Here is a 24819-nt window from a genome sequence, read left to right as displayed (position 1 = left end):
ACTTCCTCCAACCGTTTTATTATACTTCTTGTACTTTTTATTCTAGTCCGCTATGCTTTTATTTCGGTTCTCGGCATTTTTGCTTTAGCACAGCGTATTTTTAGTTTAGCGCAGTGTATTTTTATCATTGCTCACTGTATTTTTGTCATTACTCACTACATTTTAGTTGTTGCTCACTATATTTTTATTCATGCACTGCATATTTTAGTGTACTACAGTTGATTTAAATAGTAAACTTATCTAAAGGTGCAAAAGATGGTAATACTTTAGTGGTTTAAGTTTAAAGCTTAAATGAAAGAAAAGAACACATAAGTTAAAAAAATCAAAGATTTTTCAATCAATTTTATCAAAAAGTCTGTTTAAACTTTTATTTAACCGCAAAAGTCACAAAAGATCTACTAAATTTTTTATTTAAAGTTGATCATTACAAATGAAAAAGAAAACAATAGTTTTTAAAAATCTTTGATTTTTATTCTTTTGAGCGCTTTGATTATCTTGGAAATTCGCTTTAACATCATCTTTTGTCCCTTTTGCGGTTAATTCTGAAATTAGTTTAAAGATAAAATCTTTGCGCCTTTTATAAAATATATATTCAGCTTCTTGCGTCTTGGCGAAAAACCCAACACATGATCTAAACAAAAAAGCGAAGAATCAATTCCTCGCTTTTCTTTATTTTCTGAGCATTTCCGTGTGCGGAATGTCATCTTCCAGATATTTTTTACCGGTGTCTTCAAACCCGAAATCTCCATAAAACTTCAGCAGATAATCCTGTGCAGAAATCCTGATTTCAGAAGTGCGGAAACGGTTTTCGATGGTTTCAACCGCATATTGGATCAATTGTCTGCCCAAGTTTTTTCCTCTTGCCTTTTCTGTGGTTAAAACCCTTCCTATTGAAGGTTCATCATATTTTATTCCTTTATCGAAAATCCTGCAGTTCGCCAAAACTTCTCCGTCTTCTTCTGCCCATACATGAACTGCTTTTTGGTCATAACCATCTAAATCCGGATAAGGACAGTTCTGCTCCACTATAAAAACATCAATTCTGGCTTTTAAAACCGCATACAGTTCAGGAACTGTAAATTCGTCGAAAGTTTTTATTTTCCAGACAATATTACTCATCAAAACTTACGTTATTATTGATCAAAAACTCATTGGTTTTCTGAATGAAACTTAAAATTTCATCACCACCCTCCTTCTTTTCCGCTGAGGTTACATATAATTCCGGAAGATCTTCCCATGTTTTGTGAAGCTCCGTTTTATAATCTTCCACATTTTTTATCACAACATTCGGCTTCAGCTTATCTGCTTTTGTAAACACGATGGAAAACGGAACTCCGCTTTCACCGCACCACTGGATGAATTCCAGATCAATATTCTGCGGTTTGTGTCTGGAATCTACCAGAACAAAAAGATTAACCAGATTTCTTCGGTTCAGAATATAATTGGTGATCAGTTTTTCAAAATCCTTTCTGATCGATTTCGAAACTTTTGCATATCCGTAACCCGGTAAATCCGTGAGATACCAGTTTTCGTTCACTAAGAAATGGTTGATAAGCTGTGTCTTTCCCGGAGTCTGGGACGTTTTAGCCAGATCTTTATGATTCATCATTGCATTGATGAGCGAAGACTTTCCTACATTCGATCTTCCGATGAAAGCATACTCAGGAAGATTCGGTTCCGGGCAATCCTGCCATTTTCCGCTGCTCTTTACAAATGTTGCTGTTTTAATAACCATTTTGTTGAATATTTTCAGAAAAACAAACCATTAAGAAAAGCTCTTAATGGTCATTTTTATTGTATTTTAAACTTTATCTTTTACCCAGCTATAAAGAATTTCATTGAATTCATCGGGTTTTTCCATCATCGCTGCATGCCCGCATTGATCGATCCAGAACAGATCTGAATTCGGAATAAATTTGTGCATATCTTCCGCAACTTCAGGAGGCGTTACATTATCCTGCTTTCCCCAGATCAGGCAGGTGGGTGTTTTAATCTTTGGCAGATCATTCAGCATATTGTGTTTGATCGCGCTTCTCGCCAACATTACGGTTTTTATTCCCTTCATCCTGTCATTTACCACTGCAAAAACTTCGTCTACCAAAGCTTCGGTAGCCACAGAAGGATCATAAAAAACCTCTTCCGTTTTCTTTCTTATATAAGAACGGTCATTCTTTCTCGGGAAACTGTCTCCGAAAGTTCTTTCATAAAGCCCTGAACTTCCCGTAAGAACAAGATTCTTAATTAAATCCGGTCTTGCCAGTGTAAGAATAAGACCGATATGACCGCCCATGGAATTTCCTACAATGGTTACAGGAGCTTCAATATGGGTTTCTATAAATTTGGCAATATATTTTGCTAATGTCGTAAGATTAGTATTGAGTACCGGCAAATCGTAGATCGGCAGCTGAGGAACGTATACCTTGAACCCCCTGTCTGAAAAAAAATCTACCATCTTATCGAAATTACTCAAACCACCCATTAACCCGTGCAACAGCACCAATGGATGTCCTTCCCCTGCTTCAACGAAAGTATATTTCTTTTCTTTTTTTGTACTAAATATCATAAAATGCCTTAATAAAGCCTTGCAAAAATACAAATTAAACCTCAAAAATATTTTGATTACCCTAATTTAAAATAAAAATAATATACCAAACTCTTTTTTAACGGTTTTTTTGAAAATCTATTTATTATGGCTTGAATAAGAGGTTTACCAACACCCAACATATCAACCTATTACAGTATCGAAATTAAATCTTTAATAAAACTTATTAACATTAAGGTAAAAAGTGGTAAAAAGTGGGAGATTTTGGAAATTATTATATAAATTTGTCCCAAATGAACAGTTTCATTGGAACATATGAGTGTAAAATTGACGACAAAGGCCGGTTAAAAGTTCCTTCATCTTTAATCAAACAGATGGAAAACTTCGACGACAAGGCGTTTGTAGTCAAAAGATCTGTGTTCCAACCCTGTCTGGAAGTTTATCCGATGAACGCATGGGATAAAGTGATGGGCAAAATTAATAAACTGAACAGATTCATTAAAAAGAATGCTGATTTCATTAGAATGTTTACGGCAGGTGTAAAAATTGTGGAGCTGGATAACGCCGGAAGGTTACAGATTTCGAAAGACCTTACTGTTTTTGCAAATCTTCAGAAAGATATTGTAATTACCAGTGCAGGAGAACTGTTTGAAGTCTGGGATAAGGACGATTACGAAAAAGTAATCTCCATCAGTGAAGACGATTTTGCGAATCTTGCCGAAGATGTAATGGGCGCATTCGAAGAAGAATAACTGCGTTATAAAAACGTAAAAAAACACAACTAAAACATGTATCATAACCCCGTTTTGCTGAAGCAGAGTGTTGATGATTTGGTGACGAATCCAGACGGAATATATGTGGACTGTACTTTTGGTGGCGGTGGCCATTCAAGAGAGATATTGGGCAGACTTTCGGATAAAGGAAAACTGTTCAGTTTCGATCAGGACTTAGATGCTCTTAAAAATACAATTGATGATCCGAGATTTACGCTCATCAATCAGAACTTCAGGTTTCTGGAAAACTCTTTATTAATTTACGGAGTTTCTCAGGTGGACGGAATTCTGGCAGATCTGGGTGTTTCTTCGCACCAGTTTGATGAAGCAGAAAGAGGATTCTCTACACGAAGCAACGCTCCGCTGGATATGAGAATGAACGTAATGCAGGGTCTTGACGCCAAAAGAGTCATTAACGATTACGATGAAGAGCAGCTTGCCGATATCTTTTATTATTACGGTGAACTGAGAGAAGCCAGAAAACTGGCAAGAGACATCGTTCATCACAGAAAAACAAAAAGCATCGATACAACGGAAGATCTCAAAAAACTCTTCAGCTATCTTCCTCCGCATAAAGTAAATAAATTTTATGCCCAGTTGTTTCAGGCAATACGCATTGAAGTAAACCAGGAGCTGGAAGTTTTAAAAGAAATGCTCGTACAGGCATACAACGTTTTAAAACCCGAAGGAAGACTGGTGGTCATCTCTTACCATTCTCTGGAAGACAGACTGGTAAAAAGATTTTTGAAAAACGGAATGTTCGAGGGAGAACCCGAAAGAGACATTTACGGAAATTATAAAAAAGCATTCGAGCTGGTAAAGAGCAAAGCCATTATTCCCGATGATAAGGAAATAGAAGAAAACTCAAGAGCCAGAAGTGCTAAAATGAGAACAGGAATAAAAGTATAAAAGTGAATGTGTGAATTGTGAATCGTCAATTTTAGTTCAATTCAGAAAACTTGACGATTAACCACAAAGTGAATTCACTGCAAAACAAATTGACATTTAAATTGGCAAAAAGAACAACAACAAATCGTCCTCAGAAGAGATTAACTTTTATAGACATTATAAAAGGAAATTTCCTGAACCGTGATGAGATTAAAATACATTACAAGTATTTTCTGCTGTTGTTTGTATTGATGATGGCAATGATCTACAGCAATCACCTCGTCAATAAAAAAATTAAAATTGTCAACACACTCAAAGAAGAAACGGAAGAATATAAATCGCGAAACGCTTACGCACAAAGTAAGCTGATAAAAGTAAAAATGGAATCGGAGTTGGGGAAAGAGGTTGCACGGGATTCTTTAATGACCCTTGAAAACCATCCTCATAAATTGCTAATAAAACTGGACAGTACAGATGCAAAAGCAAAATGAATACGACAACAAACGTAAAAAAACGTTACGATGGGGCTACCTCTTTGCAGTGGTGGCTTTGTGCGTGTTTGTAATGTTCCTTGCGCGCATCGTTATTCTTCAGAATACGAACGTTCAGGAAATTAAAGACGATTACATCAACAAAAACTACCGCGAAGCCACCCTGAAAGCAGCAAGAGGAAATCTTTTTGCTTCAGACGGCTCTATTCTGGCAACAACCGTCATGCGTTATGACATCTATCTGGATTTCAAAACGATGAAAGACACCATTTACACCAACAACATTGGTGCTTTAACGGATTCTCTAAGCAAAATGTTCGGAAAGCCAAGAGCAGAATTCAGAAAGAAATTCGATGAGCAGAGAAAAAAGAAAAATCAATATTACACTCTGGCTAAAGGGCTTGATTTTGACCAGTACGACAGAATCCGTAAGTTTCCGATATTCAAAAAAGGCAAAAATAAAGGAGGCTTTATTGTAGACCGAAACTATAAAAGAGAACTGGCTACCTCAGAAATCGGAGCGGGAACCATCGGAATGGACGACGGCGTTCACACAGCAGGTCTCGAAGGGGCTTTCTCTAAATATTTAAGAGGAACAGACGGAAAAAGACTGGAGCAGAGAATCAATTCTTCCCAATGGAAACCGATTGATTACTGGAAAGTTCAGGAACCGGTTGACGGAGAAGATGTTTACACCACATTAGACCTTAGAATTCAGGATATTGCACATTCCGCTTTACAGAAACAGCTCGTGAACTTCGAAGCAAAACACGGAACCGTGATTGTAATGGAAGTGGAAACCGGAAAAGTCCGCGCCATGGTTAATTTAAGAAGAAATGACGATGGCGAGTATGTAGATTCTTACAATTACGCCCTGAAAGACAATATTGAACCGGGTTCTACCTTTAAAACCATTTCACTTTTGGCTGCAATGGATGATGGTTTCATCGATGAAAACACAACCGTAAATGTAGGAAACGGAATCTGGGTATATGCAAAACAAAGGATTTCGGACGGTCACGGTGGCGGAACGTATGACATCAGTGATGTGTTGGCTAAATCCAGCAACGTAGGTTCAGCAAAATTAATTACAAAATATTACGCTGAAAAACCTCAGATCTTCTTAGACCATTTAAGAAGATGGAAGTTATTCGACAAAATGGATATTGAACTTCCGGGAATTACAAAACCAAAAATTTTAACTCCCGAAAGCAAAAGATGGAATGCCGCAACTTTAGCATCCATTGCATATGGATATTCTACAAATATCAATCTAATGCAGTTGACCACTTTCTATAACGGAGTTGCCAACAATGGCAAAATGCTGAAGCCTTTATTCATTGATAAAATTATGAAGGACGGTAAAGTGATGTACACAGCAAAACCAGAAGTAATGGTCAACAAAATGGCATCTGAAAAAGCCATCAAAATGATGACCAATGCTTTAACAAAAGCCGTTGAAAAAGGAACAGCAAAAAGTATTTTCACACCCAATTTAAAAATGGCAGGAAAAACGGGAACCGCAAGGTTTGAATACTGGCTTCCAGGTCCCATGAAATACCGCTCATCATTCGCAGGCTTCTATCCTGCTGATAATCCGAAATATACCTGTTACGTAATGATCAGCGAACCGAATACATCGAAAGGATTTTATGGAGCTACCGTTGCAGCACCAGTGTTTAAAGAAATTGCAGGAAAAACATTCCTGAAAACCCCTCAGAATATTGAAAAAGAAATGCTTGTTGACAAAAAGGTAAACCTGAACAAAATGGTGGAACCTAACGTAAAAGTCGCAGTAAGTAATAAACAGATGCCCAATGTAGTTGGATTGATCGGTAAAAATGTAATTCCACAGCTTGAAAACTTAGGCTACCGTGTAGATTACAAAGGCGTAGGAAGAATTAAAGAACAGTTCCCTACAGAAGGCACAACCATAAGCAGAAACCAGAGAATTTATCTGTCTCTGCAGAATTAAAAAAAAGAAAAGAACCCGAAGGGTTCAATTATGAATAACCGTAAGTGAAACTTATGGAACAAATAAAGAGAAATGCAGTTAAATGATTTATTAAAAAGAATTCCGGTATTAGAAATTCATGGTGACGACAGCCGTGAAGTTTCAGAATTGGTGTTCGACAGCAGAAAGGTTACGGAAAACTCATTGTATATCGCAATGAGAGGGACGATTGTGGATGGACATTCATTTATTGCATCTTCGGTGGAAAAAGGAGCAACAGCAATTGTTTGCGAAGAATTCCCAGAAAATCTTAATGAAAATGCTACTTATATTAAAGTAAAAGATTCATCTAAAACTTTAGGTCATTTAGCGTCCAATTTCTACGGAAACCCTTCAGAAAAACTAAAATTAATCGGAGTAACGGGAACTAACGGAAAAACCTCTGTTTCCACTCTGCTTTTTGATATTTTTAAAAATTTAGGATATGATTCTGCCCTTCTTTCTACCGTTGAAATCAGAATCGGAGAAAAGATCATTCCGGCAACACACACCACCCCTGATGTTATTACCATCAATAAAATTTTAGCTCAGGCGGTTGAAGAAGGGTGTGAATTCACTTTTATGGAAGTAAGCTCCCACGGAATTGCCCAAAACAGAATTGAAGGACTTCACTTTAAAATTGCCGGATTTACCAATCTTACACACGATCATTTAGATTATCATAAAACGTTTGACGAATATCTGAAAACGAAAAAAAGATTTTTCGATCAGTTGGAAGATTCTGCGGTTGCCATCACCAATGTGGATGATAAGAACGGGAATGTGATGCTTCAAAACACAAAAGCCACAAAAAGATCTTATGCTTTGAAGACAATGGCAGATTTTCACGGAAAATTACTGGAAGTGGATTTCAACGGAATGCTGCTGAATTTCAACGGAAAAGAATTCTGGACAACACTCACCGGAAAATTCAATGTCTACAACCTCTTATTGGTTTTCGGAATTGCTTCTGAGCTGGGTTTTGAATCAGACGAAATTTTACAGGCAATCAGCAAACTAAAAAGAGTGTCCGGAAGATTTGAGACCTTTAAATCAGACGGCGGAATTTTCTTTATCGTAGATTATGCACACACTCCGGATGCATTGGAAAACATTCTGGACAGCATTAATGATATCAGAACAAAAAATGAAAGACTGATCACTGTTTTCGGATGCGGAGGCGACAGAGATCATTCAAAAAGACCTGAAATGGGAAATATTGCCACGAAAAAATCAACATTGGCAATCATCACGTCAGACAATCCAAGAACGGAAGATCCGGCAGCAATCATCAAAGAAATCGAAGCCGGCGTTGAACCTCAGAATTTCAGCAAATACACTTCCATTCCGGACAGAAAAGAAGCCATCAAAATGGCGATAAAATTTGCAGAACCGAAAGATATCGTTCTCGTAGCCGGAAAAGGACACGAAACCTATCAGGAAATAAACGGAGTGAAACATCATTTTGACGACAAAGAAACGATTAATGAACTGTGGCAGCTTATGAGCAAGTAAATATAAATGATTATTGATAATTGATTAATGATGGAAAATAATTACAATCAGATTTTTGCTCAAAGAACAAAAACTTTAGCAATAAATATAATCAATAGTTTATCAGACTTGCCGTATTCTGATAAAGTATCCGTAATCAGAAAGCAGATTTTTCGTTCAGCAAGTTCTGTAGCAGCCAATTACAGAGCAATGTGCAGAGCCAGATCAGATAAAGAGAAATATGCTAAAATTTGTATTGTCGTAGAAGAGGCAGACGAAACGGTATTTTGGCTGGAAGTAATTCAGGAAGTTAATATAGCTTCAAAAATAATGACAGATGAACTTATGAATGAATCTTTGGAGATTCTGAAAGTAACATCAACTTATAAGAACAAATTAAAGAGTAAGATTATTTAATATCGGTTAGATATCAATCATCAATTATCAAACATCAATAATTAAGAAATGTTATACTATCTATACGAATATTTAACCAGCATGGGAATCCACGTTCCCGGATTGGGACTGTTGAAATACATCTCCTTCCGTGCAGGAATGGCGGTTCTGTTTTCTTTAACCATCGCTTTGGTGTATGGAAAAAGAATCATCAACTATCTGAGAGCAAAACAGATGGGAGAACTGGTGCGTGATCTTGGTCTGGACGGGCAGAAACAAAAAGAAGGTACTCCTACGATGGGAGGTCTTATCATTATTTTGGCAACCTTAATTCCCGTTTTGCTATTCACCAGAATTACAAACGTTTACATTGTTCTTCTGATTGTTTCCGTGATATGGATGGGTGCGATAGGTTTTCTGGATGATTATTTAAAAAAGATCAAAAAAAACAAAGACGGTTTAAGTGGTAAATTCAAAATTGTTGGACAGGTCGGATTAGGGCTAATCGTAGGAGTTACCATGTATTTTCATTCCGATATTACCGTAAAAAGAAAATATGCAGATGCAAAAGTGGTAAACAGAAATAATGTAGAGCAAAACTTTATGCCTACCGAGAAAATAACTGTTTCTACCGTTCCGTTTGCTAAAAATAACGAGTTCGATTACAGCGGAATTCTGTTTTGGATGAACGATAAAGACGCTCACGAATGGGCTTGGATTGTTTTTATCCCGATTGTAATTTTCATCGTAACAGCCGTTTCAAACGGAGCCAATATTACCGACGGAATTGATGGTCTCGCAGCCGGAACAAGCACAGTTATACTACTTGCTTTGGCATTCTTTACCTATGTTTCAGGAAACATCATTTTCGCGGATTATCTGAACATTATGTTCCTTCCCAACATGGGAGAAACCACCATATTCGTGGTCGCAATGGTAGGAGCCGTAATCGGATTCTTCTGGTACAACACCTATCCCGCTCAGGTTTTTATGGGCGACACTGGAAGTTTGATGTTAGGCGGAGTTATTGCCGTTTTAGCGATTATTTTAAGAAAAGAACTCATGATTCCTGTACTTTGCGGAATTTTCCTGATCGAAAATATTTCCGTAATGCTTCAGGTCGTAGTATTTAAATATAGAAAAAGAAAATTCGGGCTCGAATATGCCCAAAACAATAGACTATTCAGAATGTCCCCTTTGCATCACCATTATCAGAAGGGAGGCTTTCATGAGAGTAAAATAGTGAACAGAATGATCATCATCGGAGTAATGTTGGCAATTGTATGCCTGATTACCCTGAAGATGAGATAGAAAATTAATTTAAAAACTGGATGATTTGCCTAAGTGAAAAATTCAGTCATTAAATCAAAAATTATATGAAAATAGTTGTTTTAGGAGGAGGAGAAAGTGGTTGCGGAGCTGCCTATCTGGCAAAAAAGAAAGGAATGGAAGTTTTTCTTTCCGATAAAGGTGCCATCAAGGATAACTACAGACAGTTTCTGAACGAGAATGGAATTGAATTCGAAGAAGGAAGCCACGATGAAGAAAAAATTTTAAACGCCGACTGGATTGTAAAAAGTCCGGGAATTCCGAAAAAGGCAGAAATGATTCAGAAAATTAACGAGAAAGGAATAAGACTTTCTTCTGAAATTGAATTTGCTTCGGAATTTACAGATGCGAAAATCATCGCCATCACAGGAAGCAACGGAAAAACAACAACAACGTCTCTCATCTATTATATCCTGAAAAACGACGGATTAAACGTAGGTTTAGGCGGAAATATCGGGTACAGCTTTGCAAAGCAGGTTGCCGATGAAAACCATGAATATTATGTTCTGGAAGTAAGCTCTTTCCAGTTGGACGATATTCAGAATTTCAGACCATATATTTCTTTATTATTGAATTTGTCACAGGATCATCTGGATCAGTACAATTATAACTATGAAGAATATGCTCTGGCTAAATTCAGAATAACGGAGAATCAGGAAAACGACAACTTCTTCATCTACAATAAAGATGATGAGATGAGCAAAAATATTCTTGAAAAATTAGAAATTAAAGCGAAAATGATTCCTTTCTCCACCAAAGAAAAACTGGAAGAAGGAGGTTTCATTAACGGCAATACCATCGAAGTAAAAATGAAAGATAAATTCTCAATGAAAATTGATGAATTATCGCTCATTGGAACGCATAACGTTGCCAACAGCTTAGCCGCGTCAATTGCCGGTAAAATATTGGAAATCAACAATGAAAGCATAAGAAACTCATTGATGACTTTTCAGGCGGTTGAACACAGACTGGAGCTTGTAACAGAAATAGAAGGCGTAAAGTACATCAACGACAGCAAGGCAACCAACGTTAATGCAACCTATTATGCTTTAGAAAGCATGAAAACTCCTACCGTTTGGATCGTTGGAGGTTTAGATAAAGGTAATGACTATACTGAAATTGAAGAATTAGTCAAAAGAAAAGTAAAAGCAATCGTCTGCTTAGGAATTGATAATGAAAAGATTATCAACTTCTTCAAAGACAAAAAAGAATTTATTTACGACACGTCGAGCATGGAAAAAGCAGTGGAGATCTCAAAATCTCTCGCTGAAAAAGGAGATACGGTTTTACTGTCTCCGTGCTGTGCAAGTTTTGATTTATTCAAAAACTATGAAGACAGAGGTCATCAGTTTAAAGAGCAGGTATTAAAAGCCAATGGCAATTAGCCAAAAGCCAATAGCATTATATATGAACGAACAAGACACAGAAAACAGATTCGAATTCCTGAAGGGCGATAAAGTACTTTGGATGGTCATTCTTGTGATCTCCATTTTCTCTATTTTCCCGGTTTATTCTGCAAGTTCGAATCTCGAATATATCGTTAATAACGGGACCACAACCGGTCACGTTATCAAACATATGTTCTTCGTGGTCTTAGGTTTGGGAATCATGAGAGTGGTTGGAATGGTAAAATACGAATACATCGGAAAACTCAGCAGCATCATGCTTGGTTTAATGGTTATTCTACTGATTATCACCATGTTCACAGGACAAACTATTGACGGAGCCAGTGCTTCACGATGGCTGAAAATTCCCGGAACACCAATTTCATTCCAGCCGTCTTCCTTTGCTTTTTTAATGCTGATTATTTATCTGTGCAGATATTTAACCAAAAAAATAACGCGGGAACGGCTTCCGATTGAGAACATCATGTACATCTTCGGTCCGATTCTGCTGGTTTTTGTCCTGGTGGCAAAAGACAATGGTTCAACCGCACTGATGATTTTAATGGTTTCGGTTATTGTGCTCGTTATCGGACAGTTACACTGGAAATACATTGCAGGATTTATTTCTGCATCATTTATTGCAATTGTTTTGTTTTTACTGGTGGCTTTAAACACCAACTTAATCGGAGGAAACCGTGTTCACACATGGATGAGCCGTATCGAAACATTTACATCCAGCAAAGCAAAAACTGCAGACGTAGATGACGAAAGTGTAAAAGCAAAGAATTATCAGGTGATGATGGCAAAAGCAGCCATCGTACACGGCGGAGTTACTGGAATGGGACCCGGCAAAAGTGCTTTAAAACAAATGCTTCCGCAGTCTGCCTCCGACTTCATTTTCGCCGTGATTGTAGAAGAATACGGAGTGATCGGAGCGGTTTTTCTGGTAAGTTTATATTTAATTATGATTATCCGTATCGTAATGATAGCCAGCAAGATGCCCGCATTTTTCGGCTCTTTGCTCGTTCTCAGCCTCGGAGTAATGATTTTTATACAACTTTCTGTAAATATTGCAGTTGCCGTCAATTTAATCCCTGTTACAGGGCAACCGCTGCCTTTAATAAGTTACGGAGGAACCTCAATGTTGGTAACATATTTGCAGTTGGGAATTATTTTAAACATAAGCTCCAGAATTCAGATTTACGATGAAGAAGGAATGGGCAAAAAACAAAGCATAGCAGAGATTAACGACATTGCTTAAAATAAAAAAAGAATATAAAAAGATTTAAACAGAAATGAATAAACCATCAGCAGATAGCCAAAAACCAAAATCCATCCGTGTACTATTATCGGGAGGAGGAACAGGAGGACACATCTTTCCTGCTATTGCTATTGCGGACGAAATCAGAAAAAGATTTCCCGATGCTGAATTTTTGTTCATAGGAGCCAACGGAAAAATGGAAATGGAAAAAGTTCCGCAGGCAGGTTATAAAATCGAAGGAATTGATATTGCCGGAATCAACAGAGGAAATCTTCTGTCGAATCTAGGATTGCCTTTTAAAATTTTAAAAAGTTTATCCAAATCGAAGAAGATTATTAAAAGTTTCGCTCCGGGTTTTGCCGTGGGAACAGGAGGTTTCGCAAGCGGACCGGCTTTGTACGAGGCAAGTAAACTGGGAATTCCTATTTTTATTCAGGAACAGAATGCTCATGCAGGAGTTACGAATAAAATTTTAAGTAAAAAAGCAAAAGCCGTATTCACCGCCTATCCGAAAGTGGAAGGATTTCCGGCTGAAAAAATAAAGTTTCTGGGGAACCCGATTCGTGAGAATATTATCTCGGGAATACAGGAAACCTCTCAGGCAAAAGAAAAAATGGGCTTGGATAAAGATAAACTGACGATTTTATCTGTCGGAGGATCTTTAGGTTCAAGAACATTAAATAACGGATGGAAAGACAATTTGGAAAACCTTAAAGAAAAAGGATACCAATTGATCTGGCAAACCGGAAAATTAGACTACAGCGAGTTGTCTTCCGACCTCCGGCTTCCAGCTTCCATCCAGCTCAATGAATTCATCAAAGATATGGAAACAGCCTATTCTGCAGCAGATGTCATTGTTTCCAGAGCAGGAGCAATTGCCATTTCAGAGTTGGCAGTCGCTCAGAAGCCGGTTTTATTGGTTCCCTTCCCTTTTGCAGCGGAAGACCATCAAACCAAAAATGCGATGAATCTGGTTGAAAAAAATGCAGCCCGAATGGTAAAAGACTCTGAAATGCAGGAAAAATTCTGGAATACCCTTTCAGAAATATGCGAAAATGAAAAAGTAAGAAAAGAAATGTCTGAAAATCTGAAATATTTTGCCAAACCAAATGCGGCAAAAGAGATTGTAGACGAGATTTTTAAGGTGATAAAATAATGTCAAGCGAGCTTTCTACATATAGAAAATTCATTTACGAAGATGATGCTTTAGAATTAATAAAAATTCTGGAAGAGAATCATATTGCTTATGAATTGGCAAATAATTCTTCACAATTAGACTCCAGTTTTGGAGGCGATATAAACACAAAACAGTTTGAATTAAAAATTCAAAAAGAAGATTTTAGTCACGTCGAGAAATTAGAAGAAGATTTAGTTAAAAAAGAAATTGAAAATGTAGATCAAGACTATTACCTTTTTGATTCTTCTGATGAAGAACTGATTGAAATTGTAACAAAAAAAGAAGAATGGAACAAATTTGATTATTTACTCGCTCAAAAAATATTAAAACAAAGAGGAAAGGAAATTAGCCCGGAACTTTTAAATGTGATAAATAAACAAAGAATTAAAGATCTTTCAACTCAGGAAGAAAGTCCGACTTGGTTAATAATAATCGGATACACTTCTGCCTTTTTTGCCGGATTTTTAGGTGTATTTGTTGGAGCTTATTTAATGTATTATAAAAAAGCTTTACCAAATGGTGATAGAATTTATGGCTTTACTAAAAAAGACAGAAGCCACGGACAAAACATTCTAATTATCTCTGCAATAGCTTTTTTTGTATGGATTGGAATAAAACTTTTTAGTTAAATTATAATAAATGAACAATTTAGAAACATATCAAAATTTTTACTTCGTTGGGATCGGAGGAATCGGGATGAGTGCTTTGGCGCGTTATTTCCATGCTTCGGGCAAGAAAGTTTCAGGCTACGATAAAACCAACACCAAACTTACTCAGACTTTAATGAGCGAGGGAATTGATATTGTTTTTGAAGATGTTATTGATGAAAAAATCTCTTCGCTTCAGAAAGAAAATACGCTGGTTATTTATACTCCGGCGATTAAAAAACTGGACATTTTGGATTATTTCAATACCAATCAGTTTGAAGTATTAAAACGTGCAAAAGTTTTAGGGTTAATCACGGAAAACACAGACTGCATTGCTGTTGCCGGAACTCACGGAAAGACAACCACTTCTACTCTGGTTTCACACCTGTGCAAAGAAGCAGATTTGCCTTTTTCATGTTTTCTGGGAGGAATTTCTGAGAATTTTAAATCAAATTTCCTCTACAACGGCTCGCAATATTCCGTTGTGGAAGCAGATGAATACGACAGAAGCTTCTTAAACCTTTCTCCGGATTGGGCAGTTATTACTTCCACCGATGCGGATCATTTGGATATCTACGGAGATAAAAATACCATTGAAGAGGGGTTCAGACAATTTGCGGCTCTGGTTCCCGAAGACAGACGGCTTTTTGTAAGAAAAGGAATTGAAATCGGAAGACCTCATCAAACCTACGCTGTAAACGAAGTGGCTGATTATTATTCCGATAATCTGAGAATGGATCATGATAAAATTTATTTTGATTTCCATACGCCAAACGAAACGGTAAAAGATTTTGTCTGGGAAATTCCGGGAATTCACAACGTAGAAAATGCAACCGTTGCATTGGCTATTTTAAACAGTTTAGGAGTAGATTTCGAAACACTGAAAAAAGCAATTGCCAATTTCAAAGGAATTAAAAGAAGATATACAAAACACATCTACGAAAACGGTAAAATTTACATAGACGATTATGCACATCATCCGACAGAAATTAATGCCGTGATGGGTTCAATTCGCACGTTTTACCCTGAAAAGAAATTACTGGTGGTTTTTCAGCCCCATCTTTTCAGCAGAACAAGAGATTTTGCAGACGGATTCGCAGAAAGCTTAAGTAAATCCGATGAATTGATTTTACTTGATATTTATCCGGCAAGAGAACTTCAGGAAAATTTTGAAGGAATTACTTCCGATTGGTTACTGGAAAAAGTTAATTTAGATAAAAAAGAAGTTTCAACATTAGGCGAAGCTTTCAGTAAAATAAAAGAAAAAGATTTTGATATTCTTCTTACGGTAGGGGCAGGAAATATAGACACACTGTATGATCCTGTTTTTGAGTGGATAGAGAAAATTTAATTATTAAATATAACGCAACGGACACAAAGAATTTTTTGAAAACACGGAAATTTGTTCGCAAAGGCGTTTCACTCAGCAAATGATAGCTGAAAATATCATTTCAGAGTAAATAAAACACACAATGACAGAAAATGAAATTTCAAACATAGTTTTTGATGCAGGGATGAAAGTGCACCGAAAACTGGGAATCGGACTTTATGAAAATGTTTATGAGCAATGTTTAATTCACGAGTTAAAAAATAGCGGATTGAATATTGAAAGTCAAAAAGATATTAGTGTCAATTATGAAGGTTTAATTATTGAGAAAGCATTCAGAGTTGATTTATTAATTGAAAATAAAGTAATTATAGAAATAAAAGCAGTTCCGGAAATTAATAAATATCATTTTTTCCAAATTCTTAATTATTTAAGAATCACAGAAATGAAATTAGGGATGATTTTAAATTTTCATTCTACCTTATTTAAAGACGGAGTAAAAAGAGCAGTAAACAAATTATAAAAAATATTTTCAGCTATCATTTGCTGAGTGAAACGCCTTTGCGAACATAAAAATAAAAAGCAAGAATTTAAAGAAAAACCTTGCGCCCGTAGCGTTAAAAAAGCTAAAAAACAAAAATGAAAAATAAATACAGAATATTAAAAATTGCCATCACAGTAATCATCCTAGGATTTCTGTTGAGTTTCTCTTTGAAGAAATTCAGCGGACAGAAGATTACGGACAATAAAATTTCTGTGAAAATGAATGAAAAAACACCGGTTTACTTCATTGATGAAAAAGATATCCGGGAAATTGTAAAAAAAGAAAACCCTTCTGGAAAAGTCGGGGATCTTAATATTCCGGCGCTGGAAAAAAAGATCAACAATCTTCCGGCGGTAGACAGCGCAAATGTTTATTTAAACCTGAACGGAAAACTGAATTTAGACATCAAACAGAGGGTTCCCGTTTTCAGATTAAACAAAGAAGGCAGAGATTTTTATGTAGATGAAAAAGGAATAGAATTTCCGATCTCCAAAACCTATTCTCATCCCTGTATGCTTGTAACGGGAAATGTGAAAAAAGAAGAGTATGAAAAACTTTCCGAACTGGTTGAAAAGATCGACAAGGACGATTTCAGCAAAAAATATTTTATCGGAATATCCAAAGACCGAAACGGCGACTATAATCTTCTTACCAGTGAAGGAAACTACAAAGTCGAGATCGGGGATTTAGATAATATCGATTTTAAAGTAAAAGGATTTAAAGCCTTTGTAGAAAAATATCTTGTGTATCAGGATCCGGAAAAATACAGCATGGTTTCTATTAAATATCAGAACCAGATTGTAACCACCTTAAATCCTAATTACAAAGAAAACGACAGTATTTTAAAAGCAGCCAATATAGAACTGGCAAAAGCTCCGGTTGCCGTCGCCAAAAGTGTGGAACCAAAGCCTAAAGCCGAAGTTAAAAAAGAAATTAAGAAAACGGGGAATCCTTCAAAACCGAAGGTAACCCAAGCAAAAAAAACTGAGAAACCTACGGCGTCAAAACCGAAAACTAAAGCAAAAGTTAAAGTTAAGATAGAATAAAAATAAAAAAACATCAATATTCATAGGCGAAAACCTATGATCCTTATTAAAACAGGAACTGAAAAACGAAAAAATCAAATCGGTATAAAAATGGAAAATCAAGAGTATTCAGTAGGTCTGGACATCGGGACAACAAAGATTGTTGCGATTGTCGGAAGGAGGAATGCACACGGGAAAATAGAAGTTCTCGGTGTAGGAAAGGCGAAAAGTCTTGGTGTTCACAAAGGTATTGTGAATAATATTTCGCAGACCATTAATTCAATCAAAGCTGCTGTGTCTGAAGCACAGTCCAGCGCAGGAGTTCCTATCCGTAAAGTAACGGTAGGAATCGCAGGGAAACACATCCGTTCTCTGCAGCACTCCGATTATATTATGCGTGAACATCCGGATAAATTCATCACAGACGACGACATTGAAGCATTAAAAGATCAGGTAAAAAAACTGGTGATGCTTCCTGGAGAAGAAATCATTCACGTTTTGCCGCAGGAATACAAAGTAGATTCCGAAGGTGAAATTCAGGAACCGGTCGGGATGCACGGTAAGCGTTTAGAGGCCAACTTCCATGTGGTTGTAGGACAGATGGGAAGCATTCGCAATATCGCAAGATGTGTGAGAGAAGCAGGGCTTGAAATGGAAGCTCTTACCCTTGAACCTTTGGCATCCTCTGAAGCGGTTCTTACAAAAGAAGAAAAAGAGGCAGGAGTTGCCATTGTAGATATCGGAGGCGGTACTACAGACATTGCCATCTTTAAAGATAATATCATCCGTCATACCTGTGTTATCCCTTACGGAGGAGGAATTATTACGGAAGACATCAAGGAAGGCTGTTCCATCATCGAGAAACACGCGGAGCAACTGAAAGTAAAATTCGGTTCTGCGGTTCCTGAGCTTGAAAAAGACAGCACGTACGTTACCATTCCCGGGCTTCACGGAAGACCGGATAAAGAAATTTCCCTGAAAACTTTAGCACAGATCATCAATGCTCGAGTGGAAGAAATTCTGGAGATGGTAAATACAGAATTAAAGGCTTACGGAGCTTTTGAACAAAAGAAAAAACTGATTGCAGGAATCGTATTAACAGGTGGTGGATCCAACCTGAAACACCTTCGTCAGCTTGCCAATTATACAACAGGATTCGACAGCAGAATAGGATTTGCAAATGAGTATGTGGCGAATGATAAAAATCAGTATCTTAAAGGTCCCGAATTTGCGACTTCCATTGGTTTGTTAATGGAAAGTTTAAAAATCAGGGATAAAAAGCTGAACACGGTGGAAGACACTCCTGTTTTGGAAAAAGAGCAGCCGGAAAATGCTGCTGCACAAGCTGCGATTGAAACTTCACAATCCGCTCCGCAGGAAGTTGCACCGATACAGGAACAACAGCCTAGAGAAGAACAGCATGAGAATAAAAAGGCGGCGAAACTCACTTTCGGGCAGTCGCTGATGGAAAAAGTAAAAAAATTCTTTGAAGAAGTAGAATAAAATATAAATGATAAAAGATCAGTGATAATTGATGATTTATTTTTAATTAAAACAAAATCATTATTCATTTATCGCTTATCAATTATAATTATTAAAAGAAACTAATTATGGAAAACATAGGTACACAAGGATTTTCATTTGATTTGCCAAAAGGAAATTCATCAATCATAAAAGTAATCGGTGTTGGAGGCGGTGGAAATAATGCGCTGAAACACATGTACGAAAAAGGTATTCACGGAGTGGATTTCGTGATTTGCAATACAGATGCCCAGACTTTAGATAATAACCCGGTTGCCAACAAAGTACAGTTGGGAACTACCATTACCGAAGGTCTTGGCGCAGGAGCCGATCCTGAAGTAGGAGAAAAATCTGCGATCGAAAGCATCGAAGATATTAAAGCTGCAATGGGACAAAATACCAAAATGGTTTTCATCACTGCCGGAATGGGTGGTGGTACAGGAACCGGAGCTGCTCCCGTTATTGCTAAAGTAGCCAAAGATATGGGAATCTTAACGGTAGGAATCGTTACCGTACCTTTCAGTTTTGAAGGGAAAAGAAGACTGGAACAGGCTGAAAACGGTCTGGATAAATTAAGAAATAACGTTGACTCATTAATTGTCATCAACAACGATAAATTAAGACAGCAATTCGGAAACCTTGGATTCAAGCAGGGATTCTCAAAAGCCGATGAAGTTTTAACGAACGCAGCCAAAGGAATGGCGGAAGTTATTACAGGTTACTTTGATGTCAACATTGACTTTAGAGATGCTAAATCTGTGCTTCAGAATTCAGGGACGGCTTTGATGTCTACAGGAATTGCTTCCGGTGAAAATAAAGCCGAAGAAGCAGTTAAAAAAGCGCTTGATTCCCCACTATTGAATGATAATAAGATTACAGGCGCGAAAAACGTTCTGTTACTGATCAGAAGTGGTGTGGAAGAAGTGACCATGGACGAAATCGGAGTAATCATGGATCATATCCAGAAAGAAGCAGGAAACACTGCAGATATTATTTTCGGGGTGGGAGCAGACGAAGAATTGGGAGATTCTGTAAGCGTTCTTGTAATCGCAACAGGTTTTTCTAACGATAACAAAAAATTTGCAGGACCAACAGAGAAAATTAAAATTAGCCTGAACGACAGTTTCGATACTCCAAAAGAGTCTCCTTTTAAAACAAGAGAGGAAAGACATTCTCATGCGGAACAGGATTATGATTTCGGGGGTAAAAACCTTTTCAGATTGGACGATGAAGACCATGACCATCCACAGTTTGGGGTTACATCTACTGAAAAAAAAATGACTATTGGCAACGAAGAGACTAAAATTGAAATAAAATTCTTTGATAAAGAGGAAGATACGGTTAATAACACTCAGGACTGGAGAAACGAAGACAATGAGGAAGAATCTTTCAGCTTGTTCACATTAGACGAAGAAGCAGAAGATCCGAATGATCTGGAAATAGAATCTTTTAAATTTGATTTTGATCATAAAAAAGAAGAACCACAGTCTAATACTGCTTTCAATAACACTTTTTCTGAGGAAAAACCTGTTGAATTCAGCTTCTTTGTGAATGAACCTGTAAAAAATGAGCCTAAATCTGATTTCGGACAGCCAAAAGCAGAATTAGCAACTTCCAATGAAGTGAATCAGCTTACGGAAGAGCCGTTTCAGAAAGTAGAACACTTCTTTCAGCATCTGAAAGAAGAGCCTATTTTCGAAAATAAGACAGAAACTGAAGCTCCGAAACCGGCGGAAGAAGAATTCACCTTCGTGAATAAAACCGTGGATCAGGAAAGAGTAATGGAAAGAAGAAACAAACTGAAAGAGTTTAATTCCCGTTACCAGAGTTTCGACAGCTCCAGCGAGTTTGAATCTGTTCCTGCATTCAAGAGAAAAAATATTTCGATTGAAGGAACCAATGCATCCGACCAGAACATCAACACTTACCTGTCTGATAACAACGGAAATATGCAGATCAGAGAAAACAGATTTTTAAATAAAGATGTAGACTAAAATTTAATTTGAAAATGTGGCAATTTGAGAATTTGAAAATGAGTCTGTTTAAACTTTTTATTTAACCGCAAAAGTCACAAAAGATGACTAAACTTTTATTTAAAGTTGACCATTATAAATGAAATTCGCTTTAAAATTGTCTTTTGTGCCTTTTGTGGTTAATTCTGAAATTAGTTTAAACAAGTTTAATTATACATTCTCAATTCTAAAATAATTACATTTTCAAATTGTCTCATTTTTTCAAATTATCAAATTAAAAACCATGAGTTTAGAAAATACAATAAACGAAGCTATAAAAACAGCAATGAGAGCCAAAGACAAAGTGGCTTTGGATTCTCTTCGTGCTGTAAAATCTCAGATATTACTGCTTAAAACGGAAGCCAGAGGAGCAGAAGTTAGCGCAGAACAGGAAATTGCTATTCTTCAGAGAATGGTAAAACAGCGTAAAGATTCTGCCGAACAGTTTACTGCGCAGGGAAGAAATGATCTTGCCGAAGTGGAGGAAGCTCAGATGAAAGTGATTGAGCAGTTTTTGCCAAAACAGCTTTCAGCAGAAGAACTGGAAGCAGAAATGAAAAACATTATCGCAGAAACAGGCGCTGAATCTATGAAAGATTTAGGAAAGGTAATGGGAATTGCTTCAAAATCTTTAGCCGGAAAATCGGACGGAAAAAGCATTTCCGAGATGGCGAAAAAGCTGCTTTCATAATTGCTGATCGTTGGTAATTTTTAGTTGATTGCTCTTCTATCCATCAACTACAATTAGCAACCAAAAACCATCAGCTATTTTATAAGGATATTCAACCTTTGCATATCGATTTGATTAAAGAAGCCCGGAACTTTTCAGTTCCGGGCTTCATTTATTCTTTTCTGAGTGACATCAATTTCTGCTCAGATAAAAGCAAAAACTGAAAGAAATTTAAGTGAGAGGGATCAGTGTAAATATTTTTTCATGGTCAACTGTTTTCAGAATCATTTCAAATTTAGTAATTATTTTTGATAATTAACATATTTAATGTAAAATTTTATAATTATTGTTAAACTATTAATATTCATTACATTTTGTTTTCTAAAACAACTGATAGTTTTTATATATTGATGAAAAGTAAAGAATTGCTTAAATTTGTACTTTACAAAAAACAAAAATATGTATCCACAAGATTTAGTAATGCCGATGAAGGCTGAACTTACAGATAAAGGTTTCGAAGACCTGACCACTCCGGCTCAGGTAGAAGAAGCATTAAAACAATCAGGAACTACCCTTTTGGTCATCAACTCTGTATGCGGATGTGCTGCAGGAGCTGCAAGACCGGGAGTTGTATATTCTTTAACGGGAGACAAAAAGCCTGATCATTTAACCACCGTTTTCGCAGGTTTCGATACAGAGGCTGTTGTTGAAGCGAGAAAACATTTAGCACCGTTCCCTCCAAGCTCACCTTGCGTAGCGCTGTTTAAAGACGGAGAGCTGGTTCATATGCTGGAAAGACACCACATTGAAGGAAATCCTGCAGGAGCAATCGCTGCAAACCTTCAGGCTGCTTACGACGAGTATTGCTAGGAAATAATAATTTCAGATATAAAACCGTTACAATTTTGTAGCGGTTTTTTTGTTTTTATCCTCACAAAAAATTCTTTAAAAATCCAATTATTATTATATTTGTTGAAATGGCAACAAAAGCACTTTTCAATACTGTGGTCAATTGGTTTATCCGCCAAAGGATAGATCAGATTCAGAATTTCATGGACCATCCTATTGAAACACAGAAAGGTATCTTATTTTCCCAGTTATTTCATGCAGAAGATACGGAGTATGGGAGAAAATATGGTTTTAATTCCATTTCGAGTTATCAGGACTTTAAGAACAAAGTTCCGGTTGTTACCTACGAAGAAATGGAGCCTTATATTGAAAAAGCAAGACAGGGACAGAAAGATGTAAGCTGGCCCGGTTACATCAAACATTTTGCAAAATCTTCCGGAACCACGAACGCCAAAAGCAAATTCATCCCGATTTCTGCAGAAAGCCTTGAATACTGCCACATGAAAGCCGGAAAAGATATGGTTTCCATTTACGCCAACAACCACCCCGAAAATCAGCTTTTTAATTATAAGAATCTGCGTCTTGGCGGAAGTTCAGAGCTGTATGCGGATTTCAACACCAAATTCGGCGATTTATCGGCGATTTTAATTGATAATCTCCCTTTCTGGGTAGAAATAACAACGACTCCCAGCAAAAAAGTTTCTCTGATGGGAGAATGGGAAAGCAAACTCAGAGCCATTACTTCTGAAGTGAAGAATGAAGATGTGGGAAGTATTCTGGGGGTTCCAAGCTGGATGATGGTGCTTTTGCAAAGAGTGCTGAAGGAAACAGATGTTAAAAACATTTCAGAACTCTGGCCTAATCTTGAAGTGTTTTTCCATGGAGGAATCAGCTTTAAACCTTACAGAGAACAGTACAAACAGATTATCGGGAAAAATATCAATTACTACGAGATCTATAATGCTTCCGAAGGCTTTTTCGGAATTCAGGACAGATCCAACAGCGATGAAATGCTTCTGATGCTCGATTACGGTATTTTTTACGAGTTTATTCCGATGGATCAGTTCCATTTTTCCAATCCGAAAGTCGTAAGCCTGGAAGATGTGGAAATCGGGAAAAACTACGCGATGGTAATTACGACAAACGGCGGATTGTGGAGATACCTTATCGGCGATACCGTTGTTTTTACCTCAACCAATCCGTTCAGAATAAAAATAACAGGAAGAACGAAACATTACATTAATGCGTTTGGGGAAGAACTGATGATTACTAACGTTGAGTCTGCGCTCACAAAAGCCTGCGAAGAAACCAATGCATCCGTTTCCGACTTCACAGGAGCCCCTGTTTTCATGAAAGAGAACGAAGGCGGAGCTCATGAGTGGATTTTTGAATTCTGCAAAAAACCGGACAATTTAGAGCGCTTTATAGACGTTTTTGACAATCATCTCAAATCGATTAATTCCGACTACGAAGCGAAACGTTACAACAATATGACCCTGAAAAGACCGATTGTACATATCGCAAAGCCTAATCTTTTTTATGGCTGGCTTGAATCCAAAGGCAAACTTGGCGGACAGAATAAGGTTCCGAGGCTAAGCAACGACCGAGAATATATTGATCCTTTACTGGAACTGAATAAATAGAAAAACCGCAGAAAAGCTGCGGTTTCATTTTTATCAGAAGAATTTAATTTACTTGCTTAAATCTTCTTTTAATTTTTTAGCGCCTTCCTCAACTTTGGAAGCTCCTTTTGCGGCTGCATTTTTCACGTCTTTTCCTACTTTATCAGCGCCTTCTTTGATGTCCTGCCCTGCTTTCTGAAGATCCTGTTTTGTTTTGTCTGCAGTGGCGTCTATTTTATTTTTTGCATCTTCTGCAGCGTTATCAATCTTTTGTCCGGCAGCATCAATTTTTGCCTGAGTATTTTCCTTCACATCATTAATCTTTGCCGTATCCACTCCGACTCCGTTTTCAGAAACAGTAGTTGTGGTAGTAGTTGATCCGTCAGGATTTTCAACAGTTTCTGTTTTTGATGTTGACTTTGTACATGACACAACCACGGCTGCGATCATCAGTACAGATAAAATGCTTTTTTTCATACTTTATAATTTTTTTAAAAACGTTTTTTTGTGATTTATATTATGCAGATTTTACCTCTGCAGAAGGCTCAGATGTTTTCTTTTTCTCCTCGTCTGCTTTTTTCTTTTCTTCTTCCGCCTTCTTTTTATTTTCCTTTTCAAGTTCTTCTTTCAGCTTCTTTTCCTGCTCCTGAAGCTTAAGAGCTTCTTTTAATGAATCCTGATACTGTTTTGAAGACATTCTGATTTGTCTTGCAACATCTACAGAAATCGCGCCATTCGAAAAAGAATCGATTGCGGTGGTATCATAACTTGCTTTCGGGCTGTCTGCAGGATAAAAATCTGCCGGTTCTTTTTTTGAACAGGACATCACAAAGGCTGAAAAAATAATAGCGGCAAAAGATAAATTTTTCATGG

General features: G+C 37.1%; 24 protein-coding genes. 19 read left to right on the top strand and 5 right to left on the bottom strand.

Translation table 11 applies throughout. The annotated features are described in order from the left end of the window. Positions 1-669: 669 nt before the first annotated feature. The 3 genes from DD829_RS20730 to DD829_RS20720 form a co-directional block, all read right to left on the bottom strand. On the bottom strand, positions 670-1119 hold the full coding sequence (locus DD829_RS20730; protein ID WP_108408925.1) for a GNAT family N-acetyltransferase: 450 nt from the start codon (positions 1117-1119) through the stop codon (positions 670-672). Further along, positions 1112-1735, bottom strand: a complete 624-nt coding sequence (gene yihA, locus DD829_RS20725; RefSeq protein ID WP_108408924.1) for a ribosome biogenesis GTP-binding protein YihA/YsxC — start codon at positions 1733-1735, stop codon at positions 1112-1114. The genes DD829_RS20730 and yihA overlap by 8 nt, the downstream gene beginning before the upstream one ends. A gap of 66 nt (positions 1736-1801) precedes the next feature. Continuing rightward, positions 1802-2563 (bottom strand): alpha/beta fold hydrolase, encoded by a 762-nt coding sequence (locus DD829_RS20720; RefSeq protein ID WP_076391192.1) that lies wholly within the window; start codon positions 2561-2563, stop codon positions 1802-1804. A 272-nt stretch (positions 2564-2835) separates the two neighbouring features. Here DD829_RS20720 and mraZ point away from each other — a divergent pair, with 272 nt between their 5' ends. The 19 genes from mraZ to DD829_RS20625 all read left to right on the top strand — a co-directional run bounded on the left by mraZ (position 2836) and on the right by DD829_RS20625 (position 23967). Beyond that, a complete protein-coding gene (mraZ, locus tag DD829_RS20715; protein ID WP_076391190.1) occupies positions 2836-3294 on the top strand; it encodes a division/cell wall cluster transcriptional repressor MraZ in 459 nt (152 codons plus the stop codon). A 36-nt stretch (positions 3295-3330) separates the two neighbouring features. Then, positions 3331-4224, top strand: coding sequence for a 16S rRNA (cytosine(1402)-N(4))-methyltransferase RsmH (gene rsmH / locus DD829_RS20710; RefSeq protein WP_108408923.1), 894 nt, complete (start codon positions 3331-3333; stop codon positions 4222-4224). A 101-nt stretch (positions 4225-4325) separates the two neighbouring features. Then, on the top strand, positions 4326-4694 hold the full coding sequence (locus DD829_RS20705) for an FtsL-like putative cell division protein (protein WP_076391186.1): 369 nt from the start codon (positions 4326-4328) through the stop codon (positions 4692-4694). Beyond that, the gene (locus DD829_RS20700; protein ID WP_108408922.1) at positions 4678-6669 is read left to right on the top strand and encodes a penicillin-binding transpeptidase domain-containing protein; all 1992 of its coding nucleotides are present in this window, start codon (positions 4678-4680) and stop codon (positions 6667-6669) included. Before DD829_RS20705 ends, DD829_RS20700 begins: the two co-directional genes overlap by 17 nt. Before the next feature lie 72 nt (positions 6670-6741). Further along, positions 6742-8202, top strand: coding sequence for a UDP-N-acetylmuramoyl-L-alanyl-D-glutamate--2,6-diaminopimelate ligase (locus tag DD829_RS20695; protein ID WP_108408921.1), 1461 nt, complete (start codon positions 6742-6744; stop codon positions 8200-8202). A 27-nt stretch (positions 8203-8229) separates the two neighbouring features. After that, a complete protein-coding gene (locus tag DD829_RS20690; RefSeq protein ID WP_228408258.1) occupies positions 8230-8598 on the top strand; it encodes a four helix bundle protein in 369 nt (122 codons plus the stop codon). A gap of 48 nt (positions 8599-8646) precedes the next feature. Then, positions 8647-9888, top strand: coding sequence for a phospho-N-acetylmuramoyl-pentapeptide-transferase (mraY, locus tag DD829_RS20685; protein ID WP_108408920.1), 1242 nt, complete (start codon positions 8647-8649; stop codon positions 9886-9888). Between the two features lie 65 nt (positions 9889-9953). After that, positions 9954-11291: a UDP-N-acetylmuramoyl-L-alanine--D-glutamate ligase gene (gene murD, locus DD829_RS20680; RefSeq protein ID WP_108408919.1), complete on the top strand. Its 1338-nt coding sequence runs from the start codon at positions 9954-9956 to the stop codon at positions 11289-11291. 22 nt (positions 11292-11313) lie between these two features. Continuing rightward, complete coding sequence (locus DD829_RS20675; RefSeq protein WP_108408918.1) at positions 11314-12552, top strand: FtsW/RodA/SpoVE family cell cycle protein; 1239 nt, start codon at positions 11314-11316, stop codon at positions 12550-12552. Positions 12553-12586: 34 nt separating this feature from the next. Beyond that, complete coding sequence (gene murG, locus DD829_RS20670) at positions 12587-13708, top strand: undecaprenyldiphospho-muramoylpentapeptide beta-N-acetylglucosaminyltransferase (protein ID WP_108408917.1); 1122 nt, start codon at positions 12587-12589, stop codon at positions 13706-13708. Then, positions 13708-14358: a hypothetical protein gene (locus DD829_RS20665; RefSeq protein WP_108408916.1), complete on the top strand. Its 651-nt coding sequence runs from the start codon at positions 13708-13710 to the stop codon at positions 14356-14358. The genes murG and DD829_RS20665 overlap by 1 nt, the downstream gene beginning before the upstream one ends. Positions 14359-14368: 10 nt before the next feature. Next, positions 14369-15727, top strand: a complete 1359-nt coding sequence (gene murC, locus DD829_RS20660; RefSeq protein ID WP_108408915.1) for a UDP-N-acetylmuramate--L-alanine ligase — start codon at positions 14369-14371, stop codon at positions 15725-15727. A 121-nt stretch (positions 15728-15848) separates the two neighbouring features. Continuing rightward, a complete protein-coding gene (locus DD829_RS20655) occupies positions 15849-16226 on the top strand; it encodes a GxxExxY protein (RefSeq protein ID WP_116548116.1) in 378 nt (125 codons plus the stop codon). Positions 16227-16342: 116 nt separating this feature from the next. Then, positions 16343-17293, top strand: a complete 951-nt coding sequence (locus tag DD829_RS20650; RefSeq protein WP_108410048.1) for a cell division protein FtsQ/DivIB — start codon at positions 16343-16345, stop codon at positions 17291-17293. Between the two features lie 90 nt (positions 17294-17383). After that, positions 17384-18775: a cell division protein FtsA gene (gene ftsA / locus DD829_RS20645; protein WP_108410062.1), complete on the top strand. Its 1392-nt coding sequence runs from the start codon at positions 17384-17386 to the stop codon at positions 18773-18775. A gap of 107 nt (positions 18776-18882) precedes the next feature. After that, on the top strand, positions 18883-20787 hold the full coding sequence (gene ftsZ / locus DD829_RS20640; RefSeq protein ID WP_108410049.1) for a cell division protein FtsZ: 1905 nt from the start codon (positions 18883-18885) through the stop codon (positions 20785-20787). Between the two features lie 262 nt (positions 20788-21049). Next, positions 21050-21496, top strand: a complete 447-nt coding sequence (locus DD829_RS20635; RefSeq protein WP_076391162.1) for a GatB/YqeY domain-containing protein — start codon at positions 21050-21052, stop codon at positions 21494-21496. Between the two features lie 438 nt (positions 21497-21934). Then, positions 21935-22345 (top strand): BrxA/BrxB family bacilliredoxin, encoded by a 411-nt coding sequence (locus DD829_RS20630; RefSeq protein WP_076391160.1) that lies wholly within the window; start codon positions 21935-21937, stop codon positions 22343-22345. Between the two features lie 107 nt (positions 22346-22452). After that, positions 22453-23967, top strand: coding sequence for a GH3 auxin-responsive promoter family protein (locus tag DD829_RS20625; protein ID WP_108410050.1), 1515 nt, complete (start codon positions 22453-22455; stop codon positions 23965-23967). A 48-nt stretch (positions 23968-24015) separates the two neighbouring features. Here DD829_RS20625 and DD829_RS20620 read toward each other — a convergent pair whose 3' ends face one another. Both DD829_RS20620 and DD829_RS20615 read right to left on the bottom strand, forming a co-directional pair. Further along, complete coding sequence (locus tag DD829_RS20620; protein ID WP_076391156.1) at positions 24016-24423, bottom strand: hypothetical protein; 408 nt, start codon at positions 24421-24423, stop codon at positions 24016-24018. A 40-nt stretch (positions 24424-24463) separates the two neighbouring features. Next, positions 24464-24817, bottom strand: a complete 354-nt coding sequence (locus DD829_RS20615) for a hypothetical protein (protein ID WP_108410051.1) — start codon at positions 24815-24817, stop codon at positions 24464-24466. Between the last annotated feature and the right edge of the window lie 2 nt (positions 24818-24819).

This window comes from Chryseobacterium sp. HMWF035 (assembly GCF_003094695.1).
Classification (GTDB): Bacteria; Bacteroidota; Bacteroidia; order Flavobacteriales; family Weeksellaceae; genus Chryseobacterium; species Chryseobacterium gambrini.
Note: the sequence above shows the minus strand (reverse complement) of the source record. Positions and strands in the feature narration are given on the sequence as shown.

Excerpts from the sequence above, each read along its gene's own strand:
- ftsZ (WP_108410049.1), top strand. The coding sequence starts at position 18,883 with ATGGAAAACATAGGTACACAAGGATTTTCATTTGATTTGCCAAAAGGA.
- DD829_RS20730 (WP_108408925.1), bottom strand. The coding sequence starts at position 1,119 with ATGAGTAATATTGTCTGGAAAATAAAAACTTTCGACGAATTTACAGTT.
- DD829_RS20675 (WP_108408918.1), top strand. The coding sequence starts at position 11,314 with ATGAACGAACAAGACACAGAAAACAGATTCGAATTCCTGAAGGGCGAT.
- DD829_RS20635 (WP_076391162.1), top strand. The coding sequence starts at position 21,050 with ATGAGTTTAGAAAATACAATAAACGAAGCTATAAAAACAGCAATGAGA.
- DD829_RS20700 (WP_108408922.1), top strand. The coding sequence starts at position 4,678 with ATGCAAAAGCAAAATGAATACGACAACAAACGTAAAAAAACGTTACGA.
- DD829_RS20650 (WP_108410048.1), top strand. The coding sequence starts at position 16,343 with ATGAAAAATAAATACAGAATATTAAAAATTGCCATCACAGTAATCATC.
- rsmH (WP_108408923.1), top strand. The coding sequence starts at position 3,331 with ATGTATCATAACCCCGTTTTGCTGAAGCAGAGTGTTGATGATTTGGTG.
- DD829_RS20695 (WP_108408921.1), top strand. The coding sequence starts at position 6,742 with ATGCAGTTAAATGATTTATTAAAAAGAATTCCGGTATTAGAAATTCAT.
- DD829_RS20620 (WP_076391156.1), bottom strand. The coding sequence starts at position 24,423 with ATGAAAAAAAGCATTTTATCTGTACTGATGATCGCAGCCGTGGTTGTG.
- DD829_RS20665 (WP_108408916.1), top strand. The coding sequence starts at position 13,708 with ATGTCAAGCGAGCTTTCTACATATAGAAAATTCATTTACGAAGATGAT.
- DD829_RS20720 (WP_076391192.1), bottom strand. The coding sequence starts at position 2,563 with ATGATATTTAGTACAAAAAAAGAAAAGAAATATACTTTCGTTGAAGCA.
- DD829_RS20630 (WP_076391160.1), top strand. The coding sequence starts at position 21,935 with ATGTATCCACAAGATTTAGTAATGCCGATGAAGGCTGAACTTACAGAT.
- DD829_RS20655 (WP_116548116.1), top strand. The coding sequence starts at position 15,849 with ATGACAGAAAATGAAATTTCAAACATAGTTTTTGATGCAGGGATGAAA.
- ftsA (WP_108410062.1), top strand. The coding sequence starts at position 17,384 with ATGGAAAATCAAGAGTATTCAGTAGGTCTGGACATCGGGACAACAAAG.
- DD829_RS20690 (WP_228408258.1), top strand. The coding sequence starts at position 8,230 with ATGATGGAAAATAATTACAATCAGATTTTTGCTCAAAGAACAAAAACT.
- murC (WP_108408915.1), top strand. The coding sequence starts at position 14,369 with ATGAACAATTTAGAAACATATCAAAATTTTTACTTCGTTGGGATCGGA.
- yihA (WP_108408924.1), bottom strand. The coding sequence starts at position 1,735 with ATGGTTATTAAAACAGCAACATTTGTAAAGAGCAGCGGAAAATGGCAG.
- DD829_RS20615 (WP_108410051.1), bottom strand. The coding sequence starts at position 24,817 with ATGAAAAATTTATCTTTTGCCGCTATTATTTTTTCAGCCTTTGTGATG.
- mraZ (WP_076391190.1), top strand. The coding sequence starts at position 2,836 with ATGAACAGTTTCATTGGAACATATGAGTGTAAAATTGACGACAAAGGC.
- murD (WP_108408919.1), top strand. The coding sequence starts at position 9,954 with ATGAAAATAGTTGTTTTAGGAGGAGGAGAAAGTGGTTGCGGAGCTGCC.
- DD829_RS20625 (WP_108410050.1), top strand. The coding sequence starts at position 22,453 with ATGGCAACAAAAGCACTTTTCAATACTGTGGTCAATTGGTTTATCCGC.
- murG (WP_108408917.1), top strand. The coding sequence starts at position 12,587 with ATGAATAAACCATCAGCAGATAGCCAAAAACCAAAATCCATCCGTGTA.
- mraY (WP_108408920.1), top strand. The coding sequence starts at position 8,647 with ATGTTATACTATCTATACGAATATTTAACCAGCATGGGAATCCACGTT.